Source organism: Beijerinckiaceae bacterium (genome assembly GCA_004564215.1).
In the GTDB taxonomy this organism is placed as follows: domain Bacteria; phylum Pseudomonadota; class Alphaproteobacteria; order Rhizobiales; family Beijerinckiaceae; genus Methylocapsa.
Genome location: CP024846.1, coordinates 2,870,472 through 2,894,672, shown reverse-complemented (window position 1 = coordinate 2,894,672; position 24,201 = coordinate 2,870,472). Strand labels below are relative to the sequence as shown.

The 24,201-nt window shown below is 57.3% G+C and carries 30 protein-coding genes and 1 tRNA gene; 22 read left to right on the top strand and 9 right to left on the bottom strand.

Going from position 1 to position 24,201, the window contains the following annotated elements:
• The first annotated feature begins 497 nt into the window (after nt 1-497).
• From CU048_13825 to CU048_13800, 6 genes are all read left to right on the top strand, one after another.
• Nucleotides 498-1,754, top strand: coding sequence for a hypothetical protein (locus CU048_13825; protein QBR72172.1), 1,257 nt, complete (start codon nt 498-500; stop codon nt 1,752-1,754).
• 35 nt (nt 1,755-1,789) lie between these two features.
• Complete coding sequence (locus CU048_13820) at nt 1,790-2,275, top strand: hypothetical protein (protein ID QBR72171.1); 486 nt, start codon at nt 1,790-1,792, stop codon at nt 2,273-2,275.
• A 127-nt stretch (nt 2,276-2,402) separates the two neighbouring features.
• Nucleotides 2,403-2,636 carry a hypothetical protein gene (locus CU048_13815; protein ID QBR72170.1) on the top strand — a complete coding sequence of 78 codons (234 nt, stop codon included), beginning with the start codon at nt 2,403-2,405 and terminating at the stop codon, nt 2,634-2,636.
• A gap of 4 nt (nt 2,637-2,640) precedes the next feature.
• Entirely contained in the window at nt 2,641-3,531 is an 891-nt protein-coding gene (locus CU048_13810; GenBank protein QBR72169.1) for a hypothetical protein, read from the top strand.
• Nucleotides 3,158-5,269: a hypothetical protein gene (locus CU048_13805; GenBank protein QBR72168.1), complete on the top strand. Its 2,112-nt coding sequence runs from the start codon at nt 3,158-3,160 to the stop codon at nt 5,267-5,269. The genes CU048_13810 and CU048_13805 overlap by 374 nt, the downstream gene beginning before the upstream one ends.
• Entirely contained in the window at nt 5,266-5,928 is a 663-nt protein-coding gene (locus CU048_13800) for a hypothetical protein (protein QBR72167.1), read from the top strand. Before CU048_13805 ends, CU048_13800 begins: the two co-directional genes overlap by 4 nt.
• 119 nt (nt 5,929-6,047) lie before the next feature.
• Here CU048_13800 and CU048_13795 read toward each other — a convergent pair whose 3' ends face one another.
• Nucleotides 6,048-6,233, bottom strand: a complete 186-nt coding sequence (locus CU048_13795) for a hypothetical protein (protein ID QBR72166.1) — start codon at nt 6,231-6,233, stop codon at nt 6,048-6,050.
• 80 nt (nt 6,234-6,313) lie between these two features.
• Here CU048_13795 and CU048_13790 point away from each other — a divergent pair, with 80 nt between their 5' ends.
• From CU048_13790 to CU048_13755, 8 genes are all read left to right on the top strand, one after another.
• A complete protein-coding gene (locus CU048_13790) occupies nt 6,314-6,562 on the top strand; it encodes a hypothetical protein (GenBank protein QBR72165.1) in 249 nt (82 codons plus the stop codon).
• A gap of 230 nt (nt 6,563-6,792) precedes the next feature.
• Nucleotides 6,793-7,242, top strand: coding sequence for a hypothetical protein (locus CU048_13785; GenBank protein QBR72164.1), 450 nt, complete (start codon nt 6,793-6,795; stop codon nt 7,240-7,242).
• The gene (locus tag CU048_13780; protein QBR72163.1) at nt 7,235-8,863 is read left to right on the top strand and encodes a hypothetical protein; all 1,629 of its coding nucleotides are present in this window, start codon (nt 7,235-7,237) and stop codon (nt 8,861-8,863) included. The genes CU048_13785 and CU048_13780 overlap by 8 nt, the downstream gene beginning before the upstream one ends.
• A gap of 238 nt (nt 8,864-9,101) precedes the next feature.
• Complete coding sequence (locus CU048_13775; GenBank protein QBR72162.1) at nt 9,102-9,554, top strand: hypothetical protein; 453 nt, start codon at nt 9,102-9,104, stop codon at nt 9,552-9,554.
• A 54-nt stretch (nt 9,555-9,608) separates the two neighbouring features.
• A complete protein-coding gene (locus CU048_13770) occupies nt 9,609-9,884 on the top strand; it encodes a hypothetical protein (protein ID QBR72161.1) in 276 nt (91 codons plus the stop codon).
• Nucleotides 9,885-10,395: 511 nt separating this feature from the next.
• Nucleotides 10,396-10,818 carry a hypothetical protein gene (locus tag CU048_13765; protein QBR72160.1) on the top strand — a complete coding sequence of 141 codons (423 nt, stop codon included), beginning with the start codon at nt 10,396-10,398 and terminating at the stop codon, nt 10,816-10,818.
• A gap of 81 nt (nt 10,819-10,899) precedes the next feature.
• Nucleotides 10,900-11,271 carry a hypothetical protein gene (locus tag CU048_13760; protein ID QBR72159.1) on the top strand — a complete coding sequence of 124 codons (372 nt, stop codon included), beginning with the start codon at nt 10,900-10,902 and terminating at the stop codon, nt 11,269-11,271.
• A gap of 822 nt (nt 11,272-12,093) precedes the next feature.
• Nucleotides 12,094-12,324 carry a hypothetical protein gene (locus CU048_13755; GenBank protein QBR72158.1) on the top strand — a complete coding sequence of 77 codons (231 nt, stop codon included), beginning with the start codon at nt 12,094-12,096 and terminating at the stop codon, nt 12,322-12,324.
• Nucleotides 12,325-12,430: 106 nt separating this feature from the next.
• Here the strand turns inward: CU048_13755 and CU048_13750 are convergent, their stop codons facing one another.
• Nucleotides 12,431-12,916 (bottom strand): hypothetical protein, encoded by a 486-nt coding sequence (locus tag CU048_13750; GenBank protein ID QBR72157.1) that lies wholly within the window; start codon nt 12,914-12,916, stop codon nt 12,431-12,433.
• Nucleotides 12,917-13,431: 515 nt separating this feature from the next.
• On the opposite strand from CU048_13750, the gene CU048_13745 reads away from it, so the two are divergent.
• Nucleotides 13,432-14,058, top strand: coding sequence for an autoinducer synthase (locus CU048_13745; GenBank protein QBR72156.1), 627 nt, complete (start codon nt 13,432-13,434; stop codon nt 14,056-14,058).
• 105 nt (nt 14,059-14,163) lie between these two features.
• On the top strand, nt 14,164-14,589 hold the full coding sequence (locus CU048_13740) for a hypothetical protein (protein QBR72155.1): 426 nt from the start codon (nt 14,164-14,166) through the stop codon (nt 14,587-14,589).
• Between the two features lie 4 nt (nt 14,590-14,593).
• On the opposite strand, the gene CU048_13735 is transcribed toward CU048_13740, so the two are convergent.
• Nucleotides 14,594-15,061, bottom strand: a complete 468-nt coding sequence (locus CU048_13735) for a hypothetical protein (GenBank protein QBR72154.1) — start codon at nt 15,059-15,061, stop codon at nt 14,594-14,596.
• A 260-nt stretch (nt 15,062-15,321) separates the two neighbouring features.
• Between CU048_13735 and CU048_13730 the strand changes: the two genes are divergently transcribed.
• Together CU048_13730 and CU048_13725 are read left to right on the top strand one after the other, a co-directional pair.
• Entirely contained in the window at nt 15,322-15,504 is a 183-nt protein-coding gene (locus CU048_13730) for a hypothetical protein (GenBank protein QBR72153.1), read from the top strand.
• 226 nt (nt 15,505-15,730) lie between these two features.
• Nucleotides 15,731-15,922 carry a hypothetical protein gene (locus CU048_13725; protein QBR72152.1) on the top strand — a complete coding sequence of 64 codons (192 nt, stop codon included), beginning with the start codon at nt 15,731-15,733 and terminating at the stop codon, nt 15,920-15,922.
• A gap of 572 nt (nt 15,923-16,494) precedes the next feature.
• Here CU048_13725 and CU048_13720 read toward each other — a convergent pair.
• From CU048_13720 to CU048_13710, 3 genes are all read right to left on the bottom strand, one after another.
• Nucleotides 16,495-16,570 (bottom strand) — tRNA-Lys (locus tag CU048_13720).
• Nucleotides 16,571-16,623: 53 nt separating this feature from the next.
• Complete coding sequence (locus CU048_13715) at nt 16,624-16,857, bottom strand: DUF1467 domain-containing protein (GenBank protein QBR72151.1); 234 nt, start codon at nt 16,855-16,857, stop codon at nt 16,624-16,626.
• A 152-nt stretch (nt 16,858-17,009) separates the two neighbouring features.
• A complete protein-coding gene (locus CU048_13710; GenBank protein QBR72150.1) occupies nt 17,010-17,387 on the bottom strand; it encodes a hypothetical protein in 378 nt (125 codons plus the stop codon).
• An 89-nt stretch (nt 17,388-17,476) separates the two neighbouring features.
• Here CU048_13710 and CU048_13705 point away from each other — a divergent pair, with 89 nt between their 5' ends.
• Together CU048_13705 and CU048_13700 are read left to right on the top strand one after the other, a co-directional pair.
• On the top strand, nt 17,477-18,526 hold the full coding sequence (locus tag CU048_13705) for a GTP 3',8-cyclase MoaA (protein QBR72149.1): 1,050 nt from the start codon (nt 17,477-17,479) through the stop codon (nt 18,524-18,526).
• A gap of 30 nt (nt 18,527-18,556) precedes the next feature.
• Nucleotides 18,557-19,420: a hypothetical protein gene (locus CU048_13700; GenBank protein ID QBR72148.1), complete on the top strand. Its 864-nt coding sequence runs from the start codon at nt 18,557-18,559 to the stop codon at nt 19,418-19,420.
• A gap of 61 nt (nt 19,421-19,481) precedes the next feature.
• Here the strand turns inward: CU048_13700 and CU048_13695 are convergent, their stop codons facing one another.
• Nucleotides 19,482-20,021, bottom strand: coding sequence for a transposase (locus CU048_13695; protein QBR72147.1), 540 nt, complete (start codon nt 20,019-20,021; stop codon nt 19,482-19,484).
• An 85-nt stretch (nt 20,022-20,106) separates the two neighbouring features.
• Entirely contained in the window at nt 20,107-20,427 is a 321-nt protein-coding gene (locus CU048_13690; GenBank protein QBR72146.1) for a hypothetical protein, read from the bottom strand.
• A 145-nt stretch (nt 20,428-20,572) separates the two neighbouring features.
• On the opposite strand from CU048_13690, the gene CU048_13685 reads away from it, so the two are divergent.
• Nucleotides 20,573-21,250, top strand: a complete 678-nt coding sequence (locus tag CU048_13685; GenBank protein ID QBR72145.1) for a leucyl/phenylalanyl-tRNA--protein transferase — start codon at nt 20,573-20,575, stop codon at nt 21,248-21,250.
• Nucleotides 21,199-23,607: a copper-translocating P-type ATPase gene (locus CU048_13680; GenBank protein QBR72144.1), complete on the top strand. Its 2,409-nt coding sequence runs from the start codon at nt 21,199-21,201 to the stop codon at nt 23,605-23,607. The genes CU048_13685 and CU048_13680 overlap by 52 nt, the downstream gene beginning before the upstream one ends.
• 26 nt (nt 23,608-23,633) lie before the next feature.
• On the opposite strand, the gene CU048_13675 is transcribed toward CU048_13680, so the two are convergent.
• Nucleotides 23,634-24,092: a hypothetical protein gene (locus CU048_13675; protein QBR72143.1), complete on the bottom strand. Its 459-nt coding sequence runs from the start codon at nt 24,090-24,092 to the stop codon at nt 23,634-23,636.
• Between the last annotated feature and the right edge of the window lie 109 nt (nt 24,093-24,201).

The window sequence follows — 24,201 nt, the reverse complement described above, 5'->3', positions numbered from 1 at the left end:
GGAACTTGCCACCTCGATACAACATCGCGCCAACTAGGTGGGATGCTGGCGCACCAGTTGGCAGCCTTCTGTCAAAGCGCGGGCGGCAAACTGCCGTCTCTCGGGGCGGATGAAGACAAATAGGGGCTACCAGCCGCTGGGCACCTTGGGGGGTGTCGTATGAAGCGTCCGATTTTCCCCGAATTTCCGATTTCTGCTTACCGCACGCTTACCAAGCCAGCGCCTCGCCTGACTATCTTTCGTGGATGCGATATAATGTTTTGATTTTGTTGGTGAGCGCGATGGGATTCGAACCCATGACCCTCTGATTAAAAGTCCCGTCGCGCTTCATATCACCTCTTAACACTGCACAACATTTTAACAGCCTTCGACCTTGTTTTCACAGCATATTAATGCCCACAATCCAATCACCCGTTAATATCCGCTAACACCCGTTGACACATATTGAGTGTTGCCCCATAGTTGACCTATATCAGCATCTGATTTTTTGGGCGACCATGAAAACTCTGTTAACCGACCGAGCATTGCGAGGGCTCAAACCCGCCCCGGCTGGCAAGCGCACGGTAATTTGGGATAGCGCCATTCCTAGCTTCTGCGTCCGTGTTACCGACACCGGGGCCGCAAGTTTCAATGTAATGCGGCGCCTGCCAAATGGCAGGCTGATTCGCCGACTAATCGGCTTCGGCTGGACCGTACCGTTCCCAGCGGCCCATCCTTTGCCCTACGCACTCTCCGACGCCAGGGCGGACGCCCGCGCCGCGATCCTCGATATAAGTCGCGGCATTGATCCCAAAGCCAAACGAGAGGCAGCAAAAGAGGCGGAGGCCCAAGCCGCGAAACAGACGTTCGGAGCGGTCGCTAAGGATTTCTTTGAGGATCACGTTGCCGGCTTGCGATCCGCCGCCGAGGTCGAGGCCGCGTTTAGGCGTGAAATCCTGCCATCCTTCGGAAAACGCCCCGTTGCCTCGATCACGGACCTCGAAATCGCAAAGCTACTGAAGGCGGTTGCGAAGGACCGCCCCTATCAAGCGCGGCACCTCTTCGCATACCTCTCGAAGTTTTATCGCTGGGCGCTGGCGCAGCGCTGCTACGGCCTGGCAGCGTCGCCGTGCGCCGCGCTCTCCGCCAAGGATTTGATTGGCAAGCCCAGCCCACGAGTTCGGGTTCTCACGGATAGTGAGCTGGCGGCGCTATGGAAGTCTGCGGGCGACCTATCTTATCCGACTGGCCCATTCGTGCGCCTTTTGCTTTTGACCGGTCAACGCCTTCGCGAGGTCGGGGAAATGGCGTGGTCCGAAATCGACCTCGCGAAAGGCTTATGGGTCATTCCAGCCGATCGCATGAAGGCTGATACGGCGCATATTGTGCCCCTGGCGCCGGAAGCCATTGCGATCCTCGCCGGCCTGCCGCGGTGGCCTGGCCCCTTCGTCCTCACGACGACCGGCGGGCGCCGGCCGATCGCAAATTTCAGCGGCTTGAAAGCCAAGATCGACGCCCTGATCCCCGACGTAGCTCCTTGGCGGTTCCATGATCTGCGGCGAACAATGCGAACCGGGCTTTCTTCGCTGCGGATCGCGGATAACGTCAGCGAGCTTTGCATCGCTCATAGCCAAAAGGGCCTGCACAAGATCTATGATCAACACAGCTATCTTGACGAGAAAAGGCACGCGTTCGAGGCGTGGGCCAATCGCGTCATGTCGATCGTCGAACCTGGCGATCCCACGAACGTCATCAAGATGAGGGAGCAAGGATGAGCGAAAGCAGCGATTGCAAGGCAGGCGCGCTAACGATGCTCGATTATCTCGAAAAGATGGCACTTGGTGCGCTGTCGCCGAAAGCTGAAAAAGTCGTAACGCCTGCCGATCGAGCTAGACTTGAAGCCGCGCTGACCCGATTGCGTCCGGCGTTTGATGAGCTCGCAAAATGGTTCATCGAGCCATTGAGACAGACAAAGCCATCCCGTGCGGATTACGGGTACGAACAGATCCACCACTTCATAGCAGCGGCGGTCTCGATCAGCAGCATGGGAACGATGAGCGACAGTGCGCAAAAGCTTGCCGAATTCGAGAAGCTCGGGCGCGCCCGCGATCGACGTGCGGCCAACTCGCCCCAAAGAAGGGAACGGCAACTCTCGATCTTGCGGGCGGAGCTTGCAAAAGGGGGAAGCAGGCGGGAGATAACTGACAGAGTCAACATTCGTCTAGAAGCGGACAAGCTGCCTCGCAGAGATGAGAAGACCATCATGGACCGATGGGTAAAAAAGTTGTCCACATGACGTTCCTTAAGAGTGTCCGGACATTCTTAAGAGTGCCCTAACCAGTTGATATACAAGATGTTTCTGTCGTGCATATTCAGTTCACATGAGCAACGCCGTGGTCGCGGTTGCGCAATGAGGATTGAATATGTCGAAGCAGTATGTCCGCTATAAAGAGCTCGCCGAGCGGGGCGTTTTTCGTGATCGCATGGACGCGGCCCGAAAGGTGGCGGCCGGGTTTCCTAAACCTATCGAAATGGGCCCGAACAGCATCGCGTGGGATATCCACGAAGTCGAAGCATGGCTTGCCCAGCGTCCGCGGCGGACGCCGAAGACCGGCGGCAAACCAGCGGTCCAAGCCTCCCTGACGGAAACCGTTTGACGCCATGCATCAAAGGGAAAAGCCGCCGGCGGTTGCGACGCCAGCGGCTCTGGATCTGCGTGTCATTTCCGGCAGGACTGACGATGCGGAAAATAGCAAAAACGACGTTGATAAGCAAGGGGGAAATGACGGCGCTATCGCCTTCTCAAATTCCCTCCCGGAACTCGCGGCCCGGATTCGAGCCGAGCATACCGCAGTATCGTTGGCCCTGCGCGAAAGTCTCGGTCACTCGATCGCCGCCGGGGAATTGCTGATTGAAGCCAAAGAAATGGTGCCGCACGGTGCGTGGCTTCCCTGGTTGCGCGACCATTGTTCAATCAGCGAGCGAACCTCGCAACTTTATATGCGCCTTGCACGGAACCGCACTGAGATCGAGGGGCCAAATGCGCAACCTATTGCGGATTTGACCCTCAACGAGGCAGCGGCCCTGCTCGTGCTGTCGTCTGACGTCCGAAAGCTTTTTCGCTTCGCAAAAGAGATCGAGAGCCTCGACGGCGAGGATCTGCTGAAAGCCTGCCTCGATGCAGACATCGGCGTCATCCAGGGTCCTGGGTACGACCCATTTCATGGCCGGTCTGATGACGAACGGCGCGAGTGGGCGATTTTCACGCTCTTTGCCGCGCGGAGCTGGCGCGACCCCGAAGGCGCCGGGATGCACGTTGAGTGGATTTTGCAGCGTCCTTTTCAAAATGTTGATGAATGGCTCGGCCCAGAGGGCGACGCATTTAGAAAACGCACTGGGATGCAGGAGCTCGACGACTTATCCAAATCGTTATGGCGCGGGTTTTCGGCCGAACACAGCGCGCTTTCCGAAGCGGAAATTGTTGCCGCGATCAGTGAAGTTGAGACGGCGCCCAGACCGCAACGGCGACGCCGCAAAGGGGGCGCACGATGAGCGCGCCCTCACCCCAAGCCATCGAGATCTGCCGCGAGCAGCTTCGCCAAAACATTGGCGACACCATCGATATTCTGCACCGCGAACTCGACGCGGCAATGCCCTGCATCGCGGTCAAATCGGACGCAGGGCTGCTGCATTTCTTGAGGCGGGCGCGGGCGCATTGGCAATCGATTTCCGCAGACGCGAAGGAACTCGCAGAGCGGGTCGAAGGGAGCGCGAAATGAATGCGCTCTTCCAAACCCCGCAGGTGACTCCCCCACGTGAGCTTTACGACCACCAGAAACTGGCCATCGATCTCTTGCGGGAGTCGATCGCGGCTGGAAAAAGGCGGCCGATGCTTCAACTCGCGACTGGATCGGGCAAAACCGAGATCGCGATGAATATCGCACGGAGCGCGGCTGCTAAGGGGCATCGTGTGGCCTTCCTAGTGCCGCGCACCGTGCTTATTGAACAGACTGTCGAGAACTTTCGGCGCGGGGGAGTTCCTGATGTTGGCGTCCTCCAAGGCATGAGGGGAAGGGATAGCTGTCAGAAACAAGTCGTCGTCGCCTCTGAACAAACTCTAGTTCGGCGTCCGACGCAAAATTTCGGTCTCGTCATCGTCGACGAAGCGCACATGCAATTCGACGCAGTGAAGAAATGGTTTGCTTCTCCGGAGATGCAAAACACCATCGTTGTCGGGCTAAGCGCGACGCCCTGGTCGCGCGGGCTTGGGAGGGTTTATGACGATCTGATCAAGCCGGTGTCGATGACGGGCCTCATGAGCATCGGGCGTCTATCTCGGTTCAAGATCTTTGCCCCGCCGCCGCCCGAACTTGGCTCGGTTCACATTGACAAGGGCGAGTTTAGAAACGACGAACTAAGCGACATCTGCAATCGGCGTGAAATCATCGCCGACGTCATCGACACATGGAAAAAGCGGGGCGAAGGAATGCCAACCGTTTGCTATGGCGTCGACCGAAAGCACGCCCAGCACTTGCATGAGCGCTTCATCGAAGCAGGAGTCGCGGCTGAATATCTCGACTGCGACACAATCCAGCTCGACCGCGATGACATGTTCCATCGCTTCGCGTCCGGCGAGACAAAGATCCTCTGCAACGTGGGCACTATCGACACCGGCTTCGACGCCGATGTGCGATGCATCATCGACGCGCGACCGACCCGGTCCCGGATCAGGCACGTGCAAAGTATTGGTCGCGGCCTGAGGATAGCGGAAGGCAAAGACCATTGCATTATACTTGACCACGCGGGCAATACTGAGCGCCTCGGGATCGTTACTGAAATTGACGTTCCCGCGCTCCATGATGGCGAAGGGAATAAGAACTTTGATACGGGCAAAATCGCGGTCGAGCCCGGCATCAAGCTTTGTCCTGAATGCCGCGTCGTGGTCCCTCCGGCGGTGCGGGCTTGTCCCGAATGCGGCCATGTGTTTTTCGCCATCACGAAAGTTGCAGAGCTCGACGGGGATTTGGTCGAATATGGATCCGGAGCTCCTGGCGATAGCGAGTCAAAGGCTGACCCGTCGACATTTATAAAAATGCTCAAGGGGTATGCTGAAGAGCGCGGATATCAGAACCCCGACGGCTTTGCGTGGAATAAGTTTAAGGAAAAGTTTGGCCGAAAGCCAGGCTCGTGGGGCTATGTGCAAAGCGCGGCGGCAGTGCCGCCCGACGTCAAGACGCGGAACTGGATTCGGTCGCGGCACATCGCCTTCTCGAAAGGGAGCGGCGCATGAGTCGCTTGTCCCGGCGGCGGGACATCGCAATCAAGCTTTCGCAGCTTTACAGGGTGGCGCAACTTCATAAGGATCGAGGAGAAATCCTCGACCCCGCGCCCTGGCTCATTGTGTTCGCCAACCTCCTCAGCGCCGCACCTGAGAAATGGCTCGGCGACAGGAAGGCGCGAAGCGCCCCAGAATGGTTTGGCCTCTCTGTGTCCACCCTGTCGCTGGCGGCGCGGCGAGCTGGGCTGAGCGTCGATCTTGATCACATCCGCGCCCAAGTAGCTGCTACCGAGCAATGGCGCGGAAAAGAGAGCGTTCGCCTTGGTAGGAACCATTACGTCGCCATGCGCGGCGATACCATCGGCCGGTTACTAGGGATCACAGCGGAGGTTCGGAGGGACGCTGCAGCATGGACAATCGTACCATATGGAGTGACCCGGGAAGAGCTGATGCAGCAATACACCGAACGCCAGAGGTGCCGTGCGAGGGACAAGAAGCGAGCGAACGGAGCCAAGCCGCACGATCAATCCCTAAGTCGCACAAAGCCATGGAAGAAGCTTGCGATGTCGCGCCGAACATGGGAACGGCGCCGGGCGGCCGGTACGCTTCCTGAACTGATGGATAGCGCCACGATTTCGGAGCCCGTGAGCGCAAACCGGATTTTGCATTGAAATTAGTGACGCAAAAAGTTTAGCGACCAATAGGGGAAAACGCCATTTTTTTGGCCGTGACGCAAAAAGTTTCGCCGCAAAAAGTTTCGCAGCCAATAAGGGCCCATGACGCAAAAAATTTAGCGACCAATAAAGATCTCTACAGAAAAAACGGCCGTGCCGGCCTCGGAGACCGCAAATGCGACGGGGGGGGGCTTGTCCAAATATTCCAAAAAGGGCTTTCCGAGAACAGTCTTGAGGGAAGCGCCGAGGCCAGGGCCATAGTCGTCGCCATCATCCTGCACAAGACACGGCTTGAGCCACATAAATGCTGGTTCTACGGAACGGCGCCTACTGATTAAGAGTTGACCACACTGATCGCTACGGCAGCATAAGGGAGGGGTCGATGTCGGCAGGATGGAATGTTCGTGCCACGACGTTCAGCTGCGTCGGCAACCCGGAGATCGTGCGGTATTTCCTGTCCTACGAGGCTGATAAGCAAACCGCCCTAGAGCTGGTGATTGCTTACGTTCCCGTAAATCAGGGCGAACTCGCTGAGGCCGTCAAGGAAGTTTCCGAGAGTGAATTGATCGGCCAAGGAATGAGTCCCGGCAGCGTCAAGGAGATTACCCCCGGACCCTTCGCGAAAAGCTAAGCTTACCCATCACTTTCTTCGGCTCCGAAAGCCTGAGCGCAGCCTCGGCCTATCCACATGCCACGCACGTTGAATTGCGCCGGACCTTGGTCATCGCCTGACTATCCATCCTGTGCTGTGAAAATAAAAACCCTTGTTAATCAACGGTATCTGCTGATAGCGTTGCGTTTTCAGCCGTTTCGGGCAACAATTGGGCATCGTATGTGGCCATTTGGACGGCGTAAAAGACCTTGGAAACCCTCGAAACCGTTCAGACCATGACGGCGATCCGTCCCGCGCAGGACGATCAAGACGCGCGCCCGAAGCGTATCCGATCGGCCGTGACGAACGGAAAGCGCAGCTTTGTCGTGGGAGACGGCAACAGCCAGTGGGCCCGCCGGCATCGCGACCTAATGCACATGTACATTTCGGATCAGGGCGGGCCTGACGCGGTTTCCACAGTGGCCTACAGCCTTTGTCGACTGGCAGCATCGCTCGGCACGGAGCGCGAGATCATCGAGGGCAAGCTGTCCATGGGGCTCGCCGTCGACCTTGATCAGTTCGGCCGGATCGCGGGTCATGAACGCCGGGTTCTTGAAACCCTTGGCCTCGAGCGCCGTGCCAAGCCCGTTAACAGCGATTCCCTTTTGGTTGACTACTTCGCCAAGCCTGTCCGGCCGAAGACCTCGTCCAATGAATAGGCTCGTATCGGTCAGAGAAGCCCTTGAGAGCCCTGCCTGGTTCGGTGCCATCGTCGGTGGCGAATCCTATCGCGTCATGCGGATCCTGCTTGTCGCCGCTTTTGGCGAGCCGCTGACGTCCGAGGAAATGGTCATCTTCACGTCGGTGACCGGTCGCACCGTTGCGCCGACCGAGCCATGCGGCGAGTTGTGGATCATCGCCGGCCGCCGGTCGGGCAAGTCGCTGATTATCGCCATCATCGCCAGTTATCTAGCCGCCTGCTGCGATTACAGGGCGGTACTCGGTCCCGGCGAGCGCGGCATTCTTCCAATCCTGGCGGCCTCGACGCTGCAGGCGCGAACGATCTTCAATTATGTCTCGGGCATCTTTGCGAAGGTGCCAAGGATCGGGGCGCTGGTCGAGAATCAAACCAGCGATACGGTCAGCTTGAAAACCCGCATCGACATATCAATCCGCCCTGCATCGTTTCGAACCATTCGCGGGATCTCGGCCGTTGCGATTATAGCCGAGGAATGCTCAATGTGGCTTTCCGACGAATTCGGCTCCCGGAATGCCGACAAAGAGATCCTGGCCGCCGCTCGGCCGGCCTTGGCAACTACTAGCGGGCCGCTACTGGCTATTGGCTCTCCCCATGCTCGGCGCGGCGAGACATGGAAGACGTTTAACAGGCATTTTGGTCCCAACGGCAGCCCGGAAATCCTGGTTGCCAACGGCCCGACGCGGGTTTTTAACCCGACCATCAAACAAAGCGTTATCGATCGTGCATATGAGGACGATCCCGCGGTTGCTGCCTCGGAATGGGGCGGCCAATTTCGCAGCGACTTAGAGTCCTATGTTGCGCCAGAGACGGTAAATGCGTGCACGGCGCGAGGCGTCGTCATTCGCCCCTATGAGCCCCAGCACGTTTACATCGCGCATGCCGATCCTAGTGGTGGCGGCGCCGACTCCTTTACGCTCTGTATCGGTCATAAGGAGGGCGATGCGGCGATCATTGACTTCCTCTTGGAGGACAAGGGCGGCAAGCCACTCGATGCCGTGGCACGGTGCGCAGAGGCGCTTAAACGCTATGGCCTGTTCGAAGTATCCGGCGACAGGTATGCGGCGGGTTTTGTGGTCGATGGCTTCGCTAACTGCGGCATTATGTACGACCGCGCCGAGCTGACGACGTCAGAATACTTTGCTGGCCTCCTGCCGATCTTGAATTCGGGAAAGGTGTCGCTCTTGGACAACAAGCGCCTCGCTTCGCAGCTATGTGCACTTGAGCGCCGGACGAACCGATCAGGTGGCAAGGATACGATTGGGCACCCCGTGGGGGGGGGCATGACGACCTTGCGGCCGCTGTTGCTGGCATTGCAGTGCGTCTGGTTGGGGCTGTGGGCTATCGAGGCCCCGTGGCCATGGTCGGGAAATTCTCGACCGGCGGTGTCGATGTCGGCGGCCTACCTGAGACGCCTGGTGTCTATCGCATTGGTGAGCGCGGTCCCTACGGAAATATCGTCAAGCAGGCCCGCAAATTCGAACACGGTTGCTACGGCGGAGGCAGGCCCATTGCCCAAGCCGCATGGGTCGATCGAGGCGACAGATACCCGCCAGGCGATCCGCGCAACGAACTGGATTTGAACGAAATAATTCATGACCACAATCGAATGATTAACCCCGAGGAGACACTCAATTGAACCCGAGCGCAAAAAACGAATTGCTGAAACGATTTTCGAATGCCCCGCATGCAGAAGGCTTCAGAGCGATTTTGAACTCAACTTTCTTGCTTGGGGAGACCGTAGACTCCGCAAAAAAGCGTGCTGACGGCAACCCCCACCTATCCGACGCGGGCCGCAAGGCTGAAGTGGCAAAATTTGCTATGGACACCATTCGCCCGGTCGTTGAAAGGACGGGGCCGGCACGAAAGGCGATGCGCTGGAATGCGAATCGCAAAGACGCATTGAGGCCGCCAACACCGCCGCGGGACGATCTTGTCGGAGAGCTTCAACGGCGGGAAATTCGGGATCACATTAAAGGCCTACCGATCGGCGAGCGCCTCGTTTTTGCTCTTGAGCATCCTCTAGCCGTGCTGGCTATGCCGGCCGCGCTGAGTGGGCTGCCAGAAGATCAATATCAGCGCGTCCGTGATGCTTTCATCGCCGAGAAATTCGGCCCCGAGATCGCGGAGATTGAGGTGCTCGACAGTGACTTAGAGATCGTCGGCGCCGCGTACGATTTGGCCCTTGGCACGTTGCGCGATGCATCTGGGCTAAGCGAACCCGCGTTCACATCCCTTGTCGACAAATTCGTTCGCGAAATTGATGGGGTTTAAAAAATGACAATTCAATTTACGTGCCGGGTAGACGGCGTCTCCACCCCGCAACCCGTGGAAAATTTCGCGCTTGCAGCCGCCGATCAGCGGGCGTTTGGGCGCTTGTTTCCTTGGGGCTTGTCGGGGCTGAAAGACGCTCTGCATCCCGGAGCTCCTGGCGCTGGTATGGCGGATCCAGTCATCAAAGTTGCTGTTCAAGCCGTTATCCAAGCGTCCCTCGTTGGAGCTGGCGTCGATGCGGCCAAAGCGACCGCGAGAGCCGCGGATATTTGTGGCCATACCTGCGCACGCGAACTTGCCCTCGCAATCCTTGCAGACGCTGGGGTTTGATGAGATTGGCCGCTGCGTTGCTCGGCGCTGCGGTCGATAGGGGCGCCGCGGGTTCCCGAACTGGCCCGCGGTGTCCCACCTACTGTGGGGTGAACTGGGCGGCGGCGGGGTTTTGTTCCTTTTACCCGCCGCCGCCTTTTTTTTGAAATGGGCATTGGCCGATGATAGGCGAGCATGGCGCGCATGCACTTTATGAGTTCGCTAGATCGTATGTTCCCGAACGAAGCGTACGTGCTTGCGAGAACTGCGGCTGCTTATTCAGAAACGATCCCCTTGTGACGCTAACCACAGCAGGTGTGAGCGCACGCATCTTGCGGTCAGAGTCAACATCCCTGAGTTAATATGTCCGTTGTTACGAGAGGTTACCACCCCGCTTGAAGTGGCACGCGCGTCTCGATTGGTAGAGCGCTTTGGCAAAGTCCTATTTGGGTCTTTTTAAACACACTCAACGGTGGAATATTTAACTGCAGTCGCCCAATTTTCTATTGAAAACTTTCGATGATCGACAGTAATGAAAATCTCGCAACCGCTATTCGCTCCGTTTGGCTACAAGTCTGCGGCGAAGAGTTGCGCTCACAACAAAATGTTGAATCGAGCATGCCCGGCGGGTTTCGTGCGGTGCTCGAGCGGCGAGGGTATTATGAACGCTCAAGCACAGCCGAGGCCGAAGGCCTCAACATTTAAAGAAGCGAAAGTTAAGAAAGATGCGGATCGTCTTCTCCAATCAGATGTCGACAAAGACATCACCTATCTACAAGCGAGATTAGGAGCAGAACCAGAAGATGCTCCCATCTCTGAGAACTGGGACATCGTGAGATTCTGGATGAAGTTATTCGCTTTCAGCGGATTGCTGATGGCCCAATTTGCTGGTGTTATGATGGGCAGAATTCTAAGAAATTTCCGATTCAATATCCTCCGAAATGCAAAACGGTAGATGCAGCTCTGCTGCTTCCTCAGTAACTCGAAATCTACCCGTTGTCGGGTCCTTGAGTTGCATGCAGCTTAAGGCAATCAGATGAGCATTATCTTGCAAATGAAAAAGCGGCGAGCCCGCTTCAGTGCCACTCTGGCGCACGGACTTGGTGTCGAAACGTTCGAACAGTTGCTCAAGCTCTATTGGGCTGACGCAAGGGATATGGCCGACATTTTTTTCGACCATCTCGTGGCAGAGGACATCAGCCGTGAATGTTTTGAAACTGAGAAAAATACCGCAATAGAAACGGTGAGGACCGTGGCCCGCAACGAGCTTAACCAACTAGCTCCCTTACTCGCCGCCGAAAAGGGCGACTTCGATATGATCGTAGCCGCTATCATCGACTCAGCGTTCGAGCGAAGGCTCTCGGAAAGGCGCCACGAAGCGGCTGCTGAAGACCCATTGGTAGTTTGAACGTGTTTCGCCCTACATCTGGATCGGCATGGTTCGAGCGCTCGCGGTTGCGAAGAGCACATGCAAACATAGCCAGGGTTTTACGGAAAACATAAGTGTTGGCACCCCAAGAACCATCCCTTCTATTTCCACAAGCGATTCTTTTTTCCATATGTTGCAGGATCGTAATTACCGCTCGCAGTGGGTGGATCGTTTGGTTTCATTTCTGCGAGAACGAAGTATCTTGTTATTACTAAGATGATAGTTCCTATTAACGCGCTGATGATAATCGATCTTTTCATCTAGTATCCTCTCAACAGCCCGTCGAAGGTCTTCTAAGCCATCACTTGGCTCATCATTTTTTATTTGTTGTTGTAGCCGAGGACTATGAGAGATAACCGCAGCGAAGGCCACCGCGACTGCCCAAGAACTGGCGCTCTCTTCACGCGCCAAACGAAGGGTGCCCGGCTGCGCGCGGAAATGTCCTGCGAATTGCATTTGCGAGCTGTTGTGCGCGAGCACCCACAGGCCGTTGCGTTAGCGAGTATAAAAGTCAGCGGCTTGGCCTGAGCCCTAAAGGCCTTGCGCCGCCATAGGGGAACCAAGAATTTTGACCGACGTTTGCGAACCGACCCCGATGGGTGTCGGAACTGCAAAGGAGTCAAAATGTTAAAAATGCTTGCTATTTCCGCCTCGGTTCTCAGCTTGGCTGGTAGCTTCGCTTTTGCAGAGAGCCCGAACACCACAGGGCGCTCGGGTAGCAACCCCTTCAATGCTCTCGAACGTCTATAAGGCCAGCATCTACGATCCTTCCGAAAAAAAGCCGGAACGGTTAAGGATCTTATGATCGAAAGCGACGGCAAGGTATCGGGTGCGATCATCCGCGTCGGCACTATCCCCGGCGTCACTCAAAAGGATATCGTCGTTCCGTTCGAAGAGTTGAAAGTCTCCATGCGTGACGGCAAGAGTTGGCTAGTGATTAGTCGCACGCAAGAGGAGATAAAATTAGCTCCCGCATACAACGATACGGGCTTGCCGAGTGAGTATCGCTCCCCAGGTGGCGATATTAGGTAAAGCAGGCTGAAATGATACGGGGAGTCGCCGATTGGCGGCTCCCACTCCACTCATGCGCTTTGTTCCAAAGAAGCGGCGAGGTGCAAGTTCGCAAGCTGCCGCGTGCTTAGTGGATTTGCTTAGAAGAAAGCAGATCGCTCAACGCGGATTGCAAAGCCCCGAACACCAGGGGCTTTTCGATCCATGGCGCAGATTTGAAAACGTCGTCAACTTCTTGGCTGGCGGGATAGCCAGATACTATAAAAAACGGAATATTCCTCCCGCACAGCTTTTTCGCAAGTTCAACACTGGAACCGTCTCGTAGCTCTATGTCGATGATGGCCAGGTCGGGATGATGGAAGTCCAGCCATTCCTCTGCAGATTTGCACGTCGGAAACGATCCGCCCACTGTGGCACCTGCTTCGATGACCATTTCTTCGTACGAAATCGCGATTAAACTCTCATCCTCTGCGATGAGAACTATCGGCGTTCTTCGAAACTCCATAGAGTCCTCCAGAAGGTGCGGTTTGTCTTTAAGATGATGGCTTGGCCGGCTTACCCACATGGAAAGCCAGTGCGGGGTTTTGACTGTCGGTGAACGACGTCGTTGCATTTCTGTCGGGTGACGCGAATAGCCCCGCGATTCAGGTCAAGCTGGCAGGATTCTGTATGACGAATGCGGCATTCCTGCGATCAACCCTCCGACGGCGACCAGCTCACGCCAACTGTAGCTTTGAGTGAAGCGTCCGCACATGGGGTGACCCTATCATCCTAGCAAATGTGTGCAGTCACTGCGCCCTCTTCGATTTGAGAGCCTTCACACCATAGGCAGCGGCATCGCCGAGCCAGCGTTCGGTATTTCTGGGGTACAGCGAGTCGCAGGAGGCAAGCTGCAGACCTCCCCATATTCGCCCAGCCGACGCTTTTCCTATCCGGTCCCCTGTACCCAAGGGCGCAGCAATCGCCCGTCGATTTGCTAACTCTTGAGGTGCACTTGGCAGACGCTGCAAAAAGGTACGGGAAGAGGTACTATCGGCGTCCTCCTGATTTTCCGATTATCGTCATGCTGGAAATTACCGGTGCAGCGTTATCACCGACGTCTCCAGAACGTTTGATTGGAGAACCCAAATGATTCGCCTCGTGACGCTTGCAAACCAACACCATTATCGAAATGAGATGGATCAGGCCTTCCGGTTGCAAAATCGAATCTCGGTAGGAAATAAGCGTTTGCGCGGCCGGGCCCCACTTCCAGGGCGCGAGTTTGATCGCTTCGATAACATCCACGCCGTGCATATGCTTTACATTAATCGTAGCAAGGTGCGTGGATATCAGCGAATAGTTCCTACCAGCCGGCCAAATTTATTGTCGGAGGTTTCGCCGGAACTATGCGAAGTCAGTCCGCCGGTTGGCGCTCACGTCTGCGAGCTTTCGCGTCAATGCGTTCAACCGAATTATAGGGCTCCAGGAAGTTGTAAAATAGCTACCGCCCTTTGGGCAGGTTTGGTTGAATGGGGACTTGAGTGCGGTATTTCGAACTTTATCACAGAAATTGAGCCTGACTGTTTAATTCCTCTCGTCAGTCTCCACTTCAAGCCGATTCCTCTTGGCCTACCGCAGAAAATTGGTGGGCAAGAGATGTTGGCGGTTATACTTAGCTTCGATGAACGGACGCTCAATCGCATCCATGAGATGAGGGCTGACAAAAAGAACGTCCTTGTCGGAAATTCTCACCATCCCGATCCGCTTTATGCGTGAAAAGCAGAGACTGCGTTCCGTGGGTGCATGAGAAAGCTGGCGATAGAAAGCGGCGTTTTTGAATGTACCTGTAGGCTTGTGCTGCCTCCACCGCCGCACGCTGGAATGGGTGCCTATCTCCAGGTAGCCCGCCACTACAATCAGTTCGCCGCCCGGTTGGCGATTAACTCGCCTTGCCAGCTCCTCCCCAATTGGCGGGTGCAGTCCAAACCTTTTGGCCAAGTTTTTAAATTCAGGTATTCCCAAAGCGCCACGCTCGTGGGCCTTGCCCGGACGGGCCAGCCGCTTGGGCACTTCCTCATACCGTGGAACACTCTTTCAGTTGCCCTTGTATCGTGTGGCTTCCCGCCACTGTGCGACGGCCGCAGATTCGCTACGCCCCTTTACCTCAATACGCTCTCCCATATAATTGCCTACGGCAATCCAAACACTTTTCGACTGCCGATGGACGCTGACTACGTGGGGCTTATCCCACACCTTGACAGTATGTTCCATTTTCACACCCTTGGCGCGCGGCCATTTCGTGGATGATAAATCAGGCGGCCTCGCTGCCCAGCGCTACGGCCAAATGTCGATAGGCTATGCCCCATGCCCAATGGCATTGGGCCACATTGTCGCGAAGGATTTCGCTAATGGATGATCTTAATTGATCCTCAGACCAGCGGCGCGCGTGCCAATGTTGATCAGAAGATACGAATACAGGCGGTAGGGGATCGTCAAGGAATTGATCTCCGGTCAAATCAATAATCAATCCGAGGCACTCAATCCACGCATGGCTTGCGCCGCTAGAAGAGCGACCCGATACATAAACGGAGTCGATGCCATAAGTGTCTATGAGGTGCTTTCCAAACATTTCTGACACGGCCCCGCACGATCCAGCGGGGAAGAATTCAAATTGGTCACCCCGCGCTGATCTGTCGGCAGTGTCGATCAGTGCGCGAAACCGATAGCCTGCGTCCATTAATGAGACAGCGGTGGGTGCGAGGAGGCCTTTCGGTCTCATTTCGGCATCTTTTTCTTTTTGGCTGCCAGCCAATCCACCAAAATTTTTGCCACAAAGCTTGATGTCGTCCGGGCGTCCTCGCGCGCGGCTTTATCAAGCGCCGCCTTCACGTCTTGGGGAATCCGTGCAGTTAGGACAACAGCGGGGGGCGGACCTTTTTCAGACTTTGGCATTGCATTCCTGTTTGCAATCGTATACGTATACATATACGCCTAGCATATGTTAGGCAAAATTGCAATCAACGAAGGGAGCAATCCACAATGGCACGGGCAATCCAAAAGCATATCGCGCGCAGGCAAGACGTGACCTTTGCCGATTGGTTCGCCGAGCTTCGCGAGCTGGCCGGTGATCGTTGGCCGACGTCGCGGATCAAGCACCGACCGTCTACGCGGTATGGGGCGGCGGCGCGACGCCGCAGCAAGCGCTTTACATGGTTAGCCTGATCCTGCCGCCCAAGGCTGCATAGCTCGCGTTCCGTCGACTTTGCGGAGATTTACGATTCCAATGGCGCGTAAATTCCGTCGCGTTGGACAATCTGTCCAATTTTTTGGACACCATTTGTGCAATTCAAGAACACGCACGGCATCGCGCGGAAAAAGCAGCAGCCTGAACGTTTGGGCACCCAAACCTTCCACCAAATAACCCAACGGGAGTTTTACAATGATACCTATGATCCGAATTAAAGACGACCTGGACACGGTGGCACACCTTATAGAAGCCGCTTGTCTGGCGACGCATGGCCTCGGGGACAATTCCAATGCAATGAATTCTCTGATGGAACATATTGCGGAAAAGCTCGACGATGTGCGCGAGGCCGTGATGTCCGAGATCGACGCCAAGTCTGAATGTGCGACCGCCTGAACGTTTGGGCACGGCGTAGGTTCGTAATCGTTTTCACGTGGGGTATTTTCTAGCCCGTGTCTAAACCCCCTCACGCCCAACAGAAAAGCCCCTGCTCTGCGTACCTCCGGCAGAGCAGGGGCTGCGCCTTGGGCACGAACGGGGGGAAAGACCCATGGCTTCTTCGGGTGCGGCGTCACAACGCCACCGCGAAGTCCAGATATCTCTTTAAGGCTTTGAAAGTTCCATGCGAGGCGTCAATGGCTGCGAATCGCTGTACCGGACCGGCGATGACGATTGGCAATATGCGCTCGCACGGCGTCACGTCGATCGAAGTAACATGCGGCTGCGGCCATAGCGCATTGGTTGACGCTGACGGGCTAGACGATTTGGTGCAGTTGCCAGACCTTCGGAGGCTGCTGCGGTGCTCCGCATGCAGGGAAAGGCCCATCGATGTGCGGCCAAACTGGCGAGAACATAAGGCGCAGGGTAAGGGTGGCCACGCGAACAGCTAGCGTTGCCCCAAGCGTTGCCCCAGCCGACAATTGGCTTGGCAATAGAGACAAAAAACTAGCATAACTGATTGATTTTGTTGGTGAGCGCGATGGGATTCGAACCCATGACCCTCTGATTAAAAGTCAGATGCTCTACCAACTGAGCTACGCGCTCCACAAGGGGCGTCGCTGAAGTAGCCTCATCGGTGCGGGGGGTCAATAGGAGCCTCAGCCGGCATAATGAGCAAAAGCGGCCAATCCCCCGAAAATGACGGCGGAGATCAAAGTTGTCCAGATCATTTTCGGGAGCAGCCGAGGCGCGACCGGCGCGCCGGGATCCGTTCCAGCGACGAAATCGCCCCGCTCATGCTGCGAGTGGACCCCGAAAGGAAGCACCGCGAACAAGACCGTAAACCAGATGGTCAAATAAATTGCTGCGGCCATCGGCGTGGAAAAAGGCATGGATCGATCCTGAAATCAGCAGCGCATCTCCGCGCTATATAAATCTTGGACGGGTCGCGGATCGCTACGCTGAACCGAGACCGTTTGGCGTCGTGGCCCAAAGTAGCAGAAAAAGCGGCTCGAATGCGCCTTCTTGGCTCGATATTTGAACTCTATGCCTGTCCCTGCCTGTCGCGGCTCAATCCCTTGGCTTGAAGTTCCGATTGATAGGAGCCCCATTTCTCATCATAGCGAGAACCAAGCTCGTAAAGATAGGTCCAGGTATAGATTCCCGTAGAATGCAGATCGTCGAAGATGAGCCGCACCGCATAAGTGCCGACCTCTTCGATTCCGATCACCCGGCAGTCCCGCTTGCCCCCAACGGTCAAGCGATCCTCGCGCCGGTGACCCTGCACTTCCGCGCTCTGGCTCATGACCCGCAGATATTCAGCCGACAGATCGAAAGCGGCGCCGTTTTCGAAACTGATCCGCAGGACCCGGCCATTCTCCCGCAGCCGCAGTTCGCTTGGCCATTGACGATTTTCGGCCATTGGTTTACCCGCCTCGCAACCTGTCGCCCCTGCCCCTATGTATCATTTAGTCGTGGCTTTCCCGCTCCCGCCTATGTAAATGTTGGTCCATGAACGTCCCGGTCTTGCATACCAAATCCGAACGGTTGCTCGCGCAAGCCTCAGCGCCGCTTATCGATCCTTTTGGACGTGAGATCACCTATATTCGTGTCTCGGTGACCGACCGCTGCGATATGCGCTGCGTCTATTGCATGTCGGAAGACATGAATTTTCTGCCGAAGCGCGATTTGCTCAGCCTGGAAGAGCTGGACCGTTTATGCGCGGCCTTTGTCAGCCGCGGCGTCCGCAAGATCAGGATCACCGGCGGCGAACCGCTCGTTCGGCGGAACATCATGAGCCTATTCCAGGCCCTGTCCCGCCATGTCGACTCCGGCGCGCTGACTGACCTGACGCTCACCACAAATGGATCGCGCCTCGCGCATTTTGCACGGGACCTCGCGCAGGCCGGCGTCCGCCGCATCAATGTCTCGCTCGATACGCTCGATCCGGCCAAATACAAGGCTATAACGCGCTGGGGCAATCACAGCGAAGTGATGGCGGGACTCGATGCAGCTCAGGCGGCCGGCCTATCGGTCAAGATCAATATGGTGGCCTTGAAAGGCGTCAACGAGGCCGAGATCGTGCCCATGCTCGAATGGGCTCATGGGCGCGGGCTCGATCTCACCTTGATTGAAGTCATGCCGCTGGGCAGCATCGACGGCGAGCGCGACGATCAATATCTGCCTTTGAATGTGGTCGAGGCGCGGCTCATGGAACGCTTCACCCTGCGGGCCCTCGACTATCAGACCGGGGGCCCCGCGCGCTATGTGCATGTCAAGGAAACCGGCGGCCGGCTTGGTTTCATCACACCGCTCACACATAATTTCTGTGAAGGCTGCAATCGCGTGCGAGTGACCTGCACCGGCACGCTTTATATGTGCCTCGGTCAGGAAGATGCGGCCGATTTGCGCGCGCCTTTGCGGGCGTCCCAATCCGACGAGCTTTTGCACGAAGCGCTCGAAGCCGCCATCGCGAGAAAACCCAAGGGACATGATTTCGTCATCGATCGTGAACATACCCAACCTGCGGTCACGCGGCACATGAGCGTGACCGGCGGATAAAGCGACCCACCTGACAGACGGGTATTTGGCATGAAGTGGCAGGATTTTGGCCGTTCGGAAAATATCGAAGACCGGCGCAGCTCAGGTGGCATGCTAGGTGGCGGAGGCGGTCTCGGTATCGGCACGGTCGTGGTCCTGGGTCTTCTCAGTTGGGCGCTCGGAATCGATCCTCTTTTGTTGATCGGCGGCGCGGAACGACTGAACAACATGCGCCAGAGCTCGATAGAGCAGCCGCAATCGACCGGAACACCATCCGATGACATGGGCCAGTTCGTCGCCGCCGTTCTTGCCGGCACCGAAAATGTGTGGTCCGAGGTTCTGCCGGATCAGAAGGGCATCGCCTACATCAAGCCGAAGCTCGTCCTCTATAGTGGGAGCACGGCTTCCGCCTGCGGCGGCGCCCAGGCCGCCATGGGGCCATTTTATTGCCCGAAAGACCAAAAGGTCTACCTCGACACATCCTTCTTTCAGGATATGAAGCGGCGCCTCGGCGGCGGCGGGGATTTTGCCTACGCTTATGTCATTGCGCATGAGATCGGCCATCACGTTCAAAATCTGCTCGGTATCCTCCCCAAGGTTCAAGCGGCTCAGCAGCGCGCTGTCAGCCGCGGCGTCGCCAATAATCTATCGGTGCGTGCTGAACTCATGGCGGATTGTCTCGCCGGCGTCTGGGCCGCAAGTGCGGAGCGCAAATATCAGTTTCTTCAGCCGGGCGACATTGAAAAGGCGGTCACGACCGCTCAAGCCATCGGCGACGATCGTTTGCAAAAATCCTCTCAGGGATATGTGGTGCCGGATTCTTTTACGCATGGCTCCTCGGCCCAACGGGCTCAATGGCTCAACGCCGGCTTGAAATCCGGTGAAATCGATTCGTGCAATACATTTGCGCGGTAAGCAGGAACGCCGTCGAGCCTGCCGTTTCCGAAGCAATCATCCTCGGCAGAGCCGCTTCTCATCAGACGATAGGTCGTGTCCGCACCCGAAAAGTCGTTGCCGGCGCGACAAAGCTTGCAAGGCTTTGGAAGCCGCCGCGCGGCGCGCGCAGCATAAGATCGCGCGTGGCAATCAGGCCCGAAGCCGGCGCGAACGTTGGAAAAATCCGCTCAAGGAAAGTCTCGGGCGCCGCCCGGAGAAGCGCCGCGCTCGACTTGTCCCTTTGCCGCCGCGTCAGGAAATCGCCGGCTTCCTCGATAAAGGCCGGATCGAGCGCCTGTCCGGAACGCAGCAACAAAACATCTGAACCGCGCGCCGCCGTCAACCCGAGATGGAGCCTGTCTGCTTCCTTCTCGGCTTCGACGAAGGCACAGCCGGCATGATTGGCAAGAATACCAAGGTTCATCTCGAACGGTCCGGCAATCCGGACATCGGCAAGCAGGCCATGAACTTTTGCCGTCACCAGAGAGGCAAGTGTACGGGCCAAAATCTCCGCCGCATCTCCGCCTCCTGGCCGTGCGGCTGGCAACTTATCTTCGCAAAGGATGATCACGGACAACATGGAGAAAAATGAACTCAAGATATTTGGGAAGACGGGCCAGCGATGGCTTTGCCGATGCAGTTTGACCTGAAATGGGGACGACGCCCTAGACCGGCTCGACCACGACCGCCGTGCCATAGGCGAGGACTTCGGTAATGCCATCCATGATATCATTGGCGTCATACCGCATACCAATGACCGCATTGGCGCCGGCTTGGTTTGCATGCGCGCACATGTGATCGAAGGCCTCCTGCCTGGCGGCTTCGGCAAGTTCGACATAAGCGCCGATCTGCCCTCCGAAAAGAGATTGAATCCCGCCGACGAAATTGCCCACGACGCTGCGCGAACGCACGGTAATCCCACGCACGATCCCAAGATGCCGAACAACCTTGAAGCCTGCCACATCGTTTGTCGTTGAAACCATCATGGGAAAAGCTCAGCTGAATATGTTGCTTTCTTGAAAGAAGCATGGATCGAGCTTTTGTCAAGCTACCGCCTGCGGCAAGGCTCGGGGTGCCCCGCTCGCTGTTTTCGCGCTTGACGGGATTTTGCCTCGCCCCCACTCTTGTGACATGAGCCGTGCCCGCGACCAGTTCGAAATTACCAGCGATATTTTGCTGCGCGCCTATTCTATCGGGCTGTTCCCGATGGCGGAGAGCGCCGAGGACGAAAATCTGTTCTGGGTCGATCCGGAACTGCGCGGCATCTTCCCGCTCGACGGTTTGATCGTATCGCAAAGCCTCGCCAAGGCCGTTCGCTCGGACCGTTTCGAAGTCAAAATCGATTACGACTTCGACGCTGTGATCGACGCCTGCGCGGCCTCATATGAGGGACGCGACAAGACCTGGATCAACCGGCGAATTCGCGTTCTTTATCGGCAATTGTTCGACATGGGCCGTGTGCATACGGTGGAGACATGGGCCGATGGCGAGCTCGTCGGCGGACTCTATGGCGTCCATTTGGGCGCCGCATTTTTCGGCGAAAGCATGTTTCATCGTAAAAGCGATGCCTCGAAAGTCGCGCTGGTCCATCTCGTCGCGCGGCTGGCGCGCGGCGGCTTTCGCCTGCTCGATACGCAATTTGTGACGCCCCACCTCGCCTCGCTCGGTGCCGTCGAAGTGTCGAAGGAAACCTACCGGCGAAGGCTCGCCGATGCGATGGAGCATCTCGGCAATTTTTGGAGTTGGCCGAAAGGCAAATGCGTTTCCGGCCGCGAAGCGCTCGCGGCTCTGCCGAACTCCGCCCGTTGACGTCGGAGGCAGGCGCGCTTTTCCACAGTCACCGCAATCATAAAGAAGCCCCTGCCCTCCTTGGCATCGAGAGCTTGCGCGACTATCTGACAAGGCCGAGTCGACACCGACGAACCTACGTGCGCAGAATTAGTGGAATAAGTTGGAGCCAGCCAATGTCAATGCATGACCACTCCCATCATGAAGCGCGTCCGGACGCGCAGGATAGTGGCAAGGCCCCGGATCGTCCCATGCCGCCGGAGGGAACGATCTACACCTGTCCCATGCATCCGCAGATTCGTCAGATCGGTCCCGGCCATTGTCCGATTTGCGGGATGGCCCTTGAGCCCGAACTGGCCCGCGCCGATGAGGGTCCGAACCCCGAACTTGCGGATATGACGCGGCGCTTCTGGGTCGGGCTCGCGCTCAGCCTGCCGGTTGTCGTTCTGGAGATGGGCGGTCATCTTTTCAATCTTCATATGTTGATCGGGCAGAAGACCTCGAACTGGATCCAGCTGCTTCTCGCCACGCCTGTCGTGTTGTGGGCCGGCTGGCCTTTCTTCGAACGCGGGGCAAAGTCGCTCGTCACGCGCAACCTCAATATGTTTACCTTGATTGCCCTCGGCACCGGGGTCGCTTGGCTCTACAGCATCGTCGCAACCCTGGCGCCGGGTCTTTTTCCGCAAGCCTTCCGTGGCGCGGACGGCTCGGTTGCCATTTATTTCGAGGCGGCCTCCGTCATCACCGTTCTCGTCCTGCTCGGCCAGGTTCTGGAACTGCGGGCACGCGAACAGACCTCAAACGCCATCAAAGCCCTGCTCGACCTCGCGCCGAAGACCGCGCGGCGTATCCGCGCGGATAACACCGACGAGGAAGTGCCGCTCGAAGCCATCGCGGTCGGCGACCGCCTGCGCGTGCGACCAGGCGAAAAAGTGCCGGTTGACGGAACGATTGTCGAGGGGCGCGTGTCCATCGACGAATCCTTAGTCACCGGCGAATCCATGCCGGTGAGCAAGGAGGCCGGCGCCAAGGTGATTGCCGGCACGCTCAATCGAAGCGGCTCCTTCATCATGCGGGCCGAGAAGGTCGGCGCCGATACGCTGCTGTCCCAGATCGTGCAATTGGTCGCGAAGGCGCAAAGAAGCCGGGCGCCGATCCAGCGCCTTGCCGATCAGGTTTCCTCCTGGTTCGTGCCTTTGGTGATCGGCATCGCTTTGCTCGCCTTCGCCGCCTGGGCGCTGTTTGGCCCCGAGCCACGCTTGGCCTATGCAATCGTCGCGGCGGTTTCGGTTTTGATCATCGCTTGTCCTTGCGCGCTCGGGCTCGCGACGCCGATGTCTATCATGGTCGGCGTCGGACGTGGCGCGCGATCGGGTGTTCTGATCAAGAACGCCGAAGCGCTGGAGCGCATGGAAAAAATAGACACGGTGGTCATCGACAAGACTGGGACGCTCACCGAAGGCAAGCCCAAGGTCGTAGCGGTACGAAGCACGGGCGATTATCGCGAAGACGAACTTCTGCGCCTCGCAGCCAGCCTCGAACGCGCGAGCGAGCATCCCCTGGCCAGCGCGGTTGTCGAAGCTGCAAAGGAGCGGACGCTCGAATTATCGGAACCGTCCGGCTTCGAAGCGCCCGCCGGAAAAGGGGTTCAGGGGACGGTCGACGGGCATAGACTTACCATCGGCACGGCCAGCTTCCTCGAATCCGATAGTATCGCGACCGCGGATTTGGTGACCCAAGCGGATGAATTGCGCGCCGAAGGCGCCACCGTTATTTTTGTCGGAATCGATGGCAACGCCGTTGGGCTATTGGCAATCGCCGATCCTATCAAGCCGACGACGCCCGAGGCCGTCAAGGCGCTGCAAGGCGAAGGCCTGCGCGTCGTGATGCTCACCGGCGACAATAAGATCACCGCCGAGGCGGTTGCGCGCCGGCTTGGCATCGAAGATGTCAAGTCGGAGGTTCTGCCCGAGCAAAAGAGCGCCGTGGTCGAAAAATTGCGCGCGCAAGGCTGTATCGTCGCCATGGCCGGCGATGGCGTCAACGATGCCCCGGCGCTGGCCGCGGCGGATGTCGGCATCGCCATGGGGACCGGCACCGATGTAGCAATGGAGAGCGCGGGCGTTACGCTGCTCAAGGGCGATTTGCAGGGGATCGTGCGCGCGCGCCGGCTTTCGCAAGCGACGATGCGCAATATCAGGCAGAATCTGTTCTTCGCCTTCATCTACAATGGAGCGGGCGTGCCGGTCGCCGCCGGCGTTCTCTATCCGAGCTTCGGCATTGTTCTGTCGCCGATCATCGCGGCGGCCGCCATGGCGCTGTCCTCTGTCAGCGTGATCGGCAATGCGCTCCGGCTGCGGACCGTTAAGATCGACTAACCATGAAGACGGTGACAGTCTTCGCGTCAATCGTACCAAAAGGTTTCACGTGAAACATTTTGGTACGATCGGCACTTACAATAATTGGACCAAAAATTTCTTACGATCCGTCGCCGTCGAGCAAAGTGTCGAGCTTGGCGCGTTCGGCCTCCGTCAAGACGCTTGCCGAGGCAGACTGCGATTGCCGCCGCCTTGCGAACAGGATCACCGCCCCGCCCCCCAATCAGAATCAGAAAGGGCGCGCCCCAGAGCAACCAGGTCTCGGATTTAAACGGCGGTTTCAGCAAAATGAAATCGCCATAGCGGCGAATCAGGAAGGCGCGAATCTGTTCCTCGCTGTCGCCGCCTCGAGCCCAACCCACGGGGGGATTGCGTCCAAATGACGGAAAAACGTCGGCATGCGCGGCCAGACGCCGCTCAGGCGGGCAAACGCCGCTAAAAACCGTCCACTCCCAGCATTCGGCCTCCGGTCCAGCCGAAAGCAGGAACTATCTGTGCCGGTTCGGCGTTTATCCCGGGGTTTCCGGCTAACGTGCTACGAAGCGGCGGGGCATATGCTCATTTCCGCAGCCTTGGGGGGGGCATATGTGCACA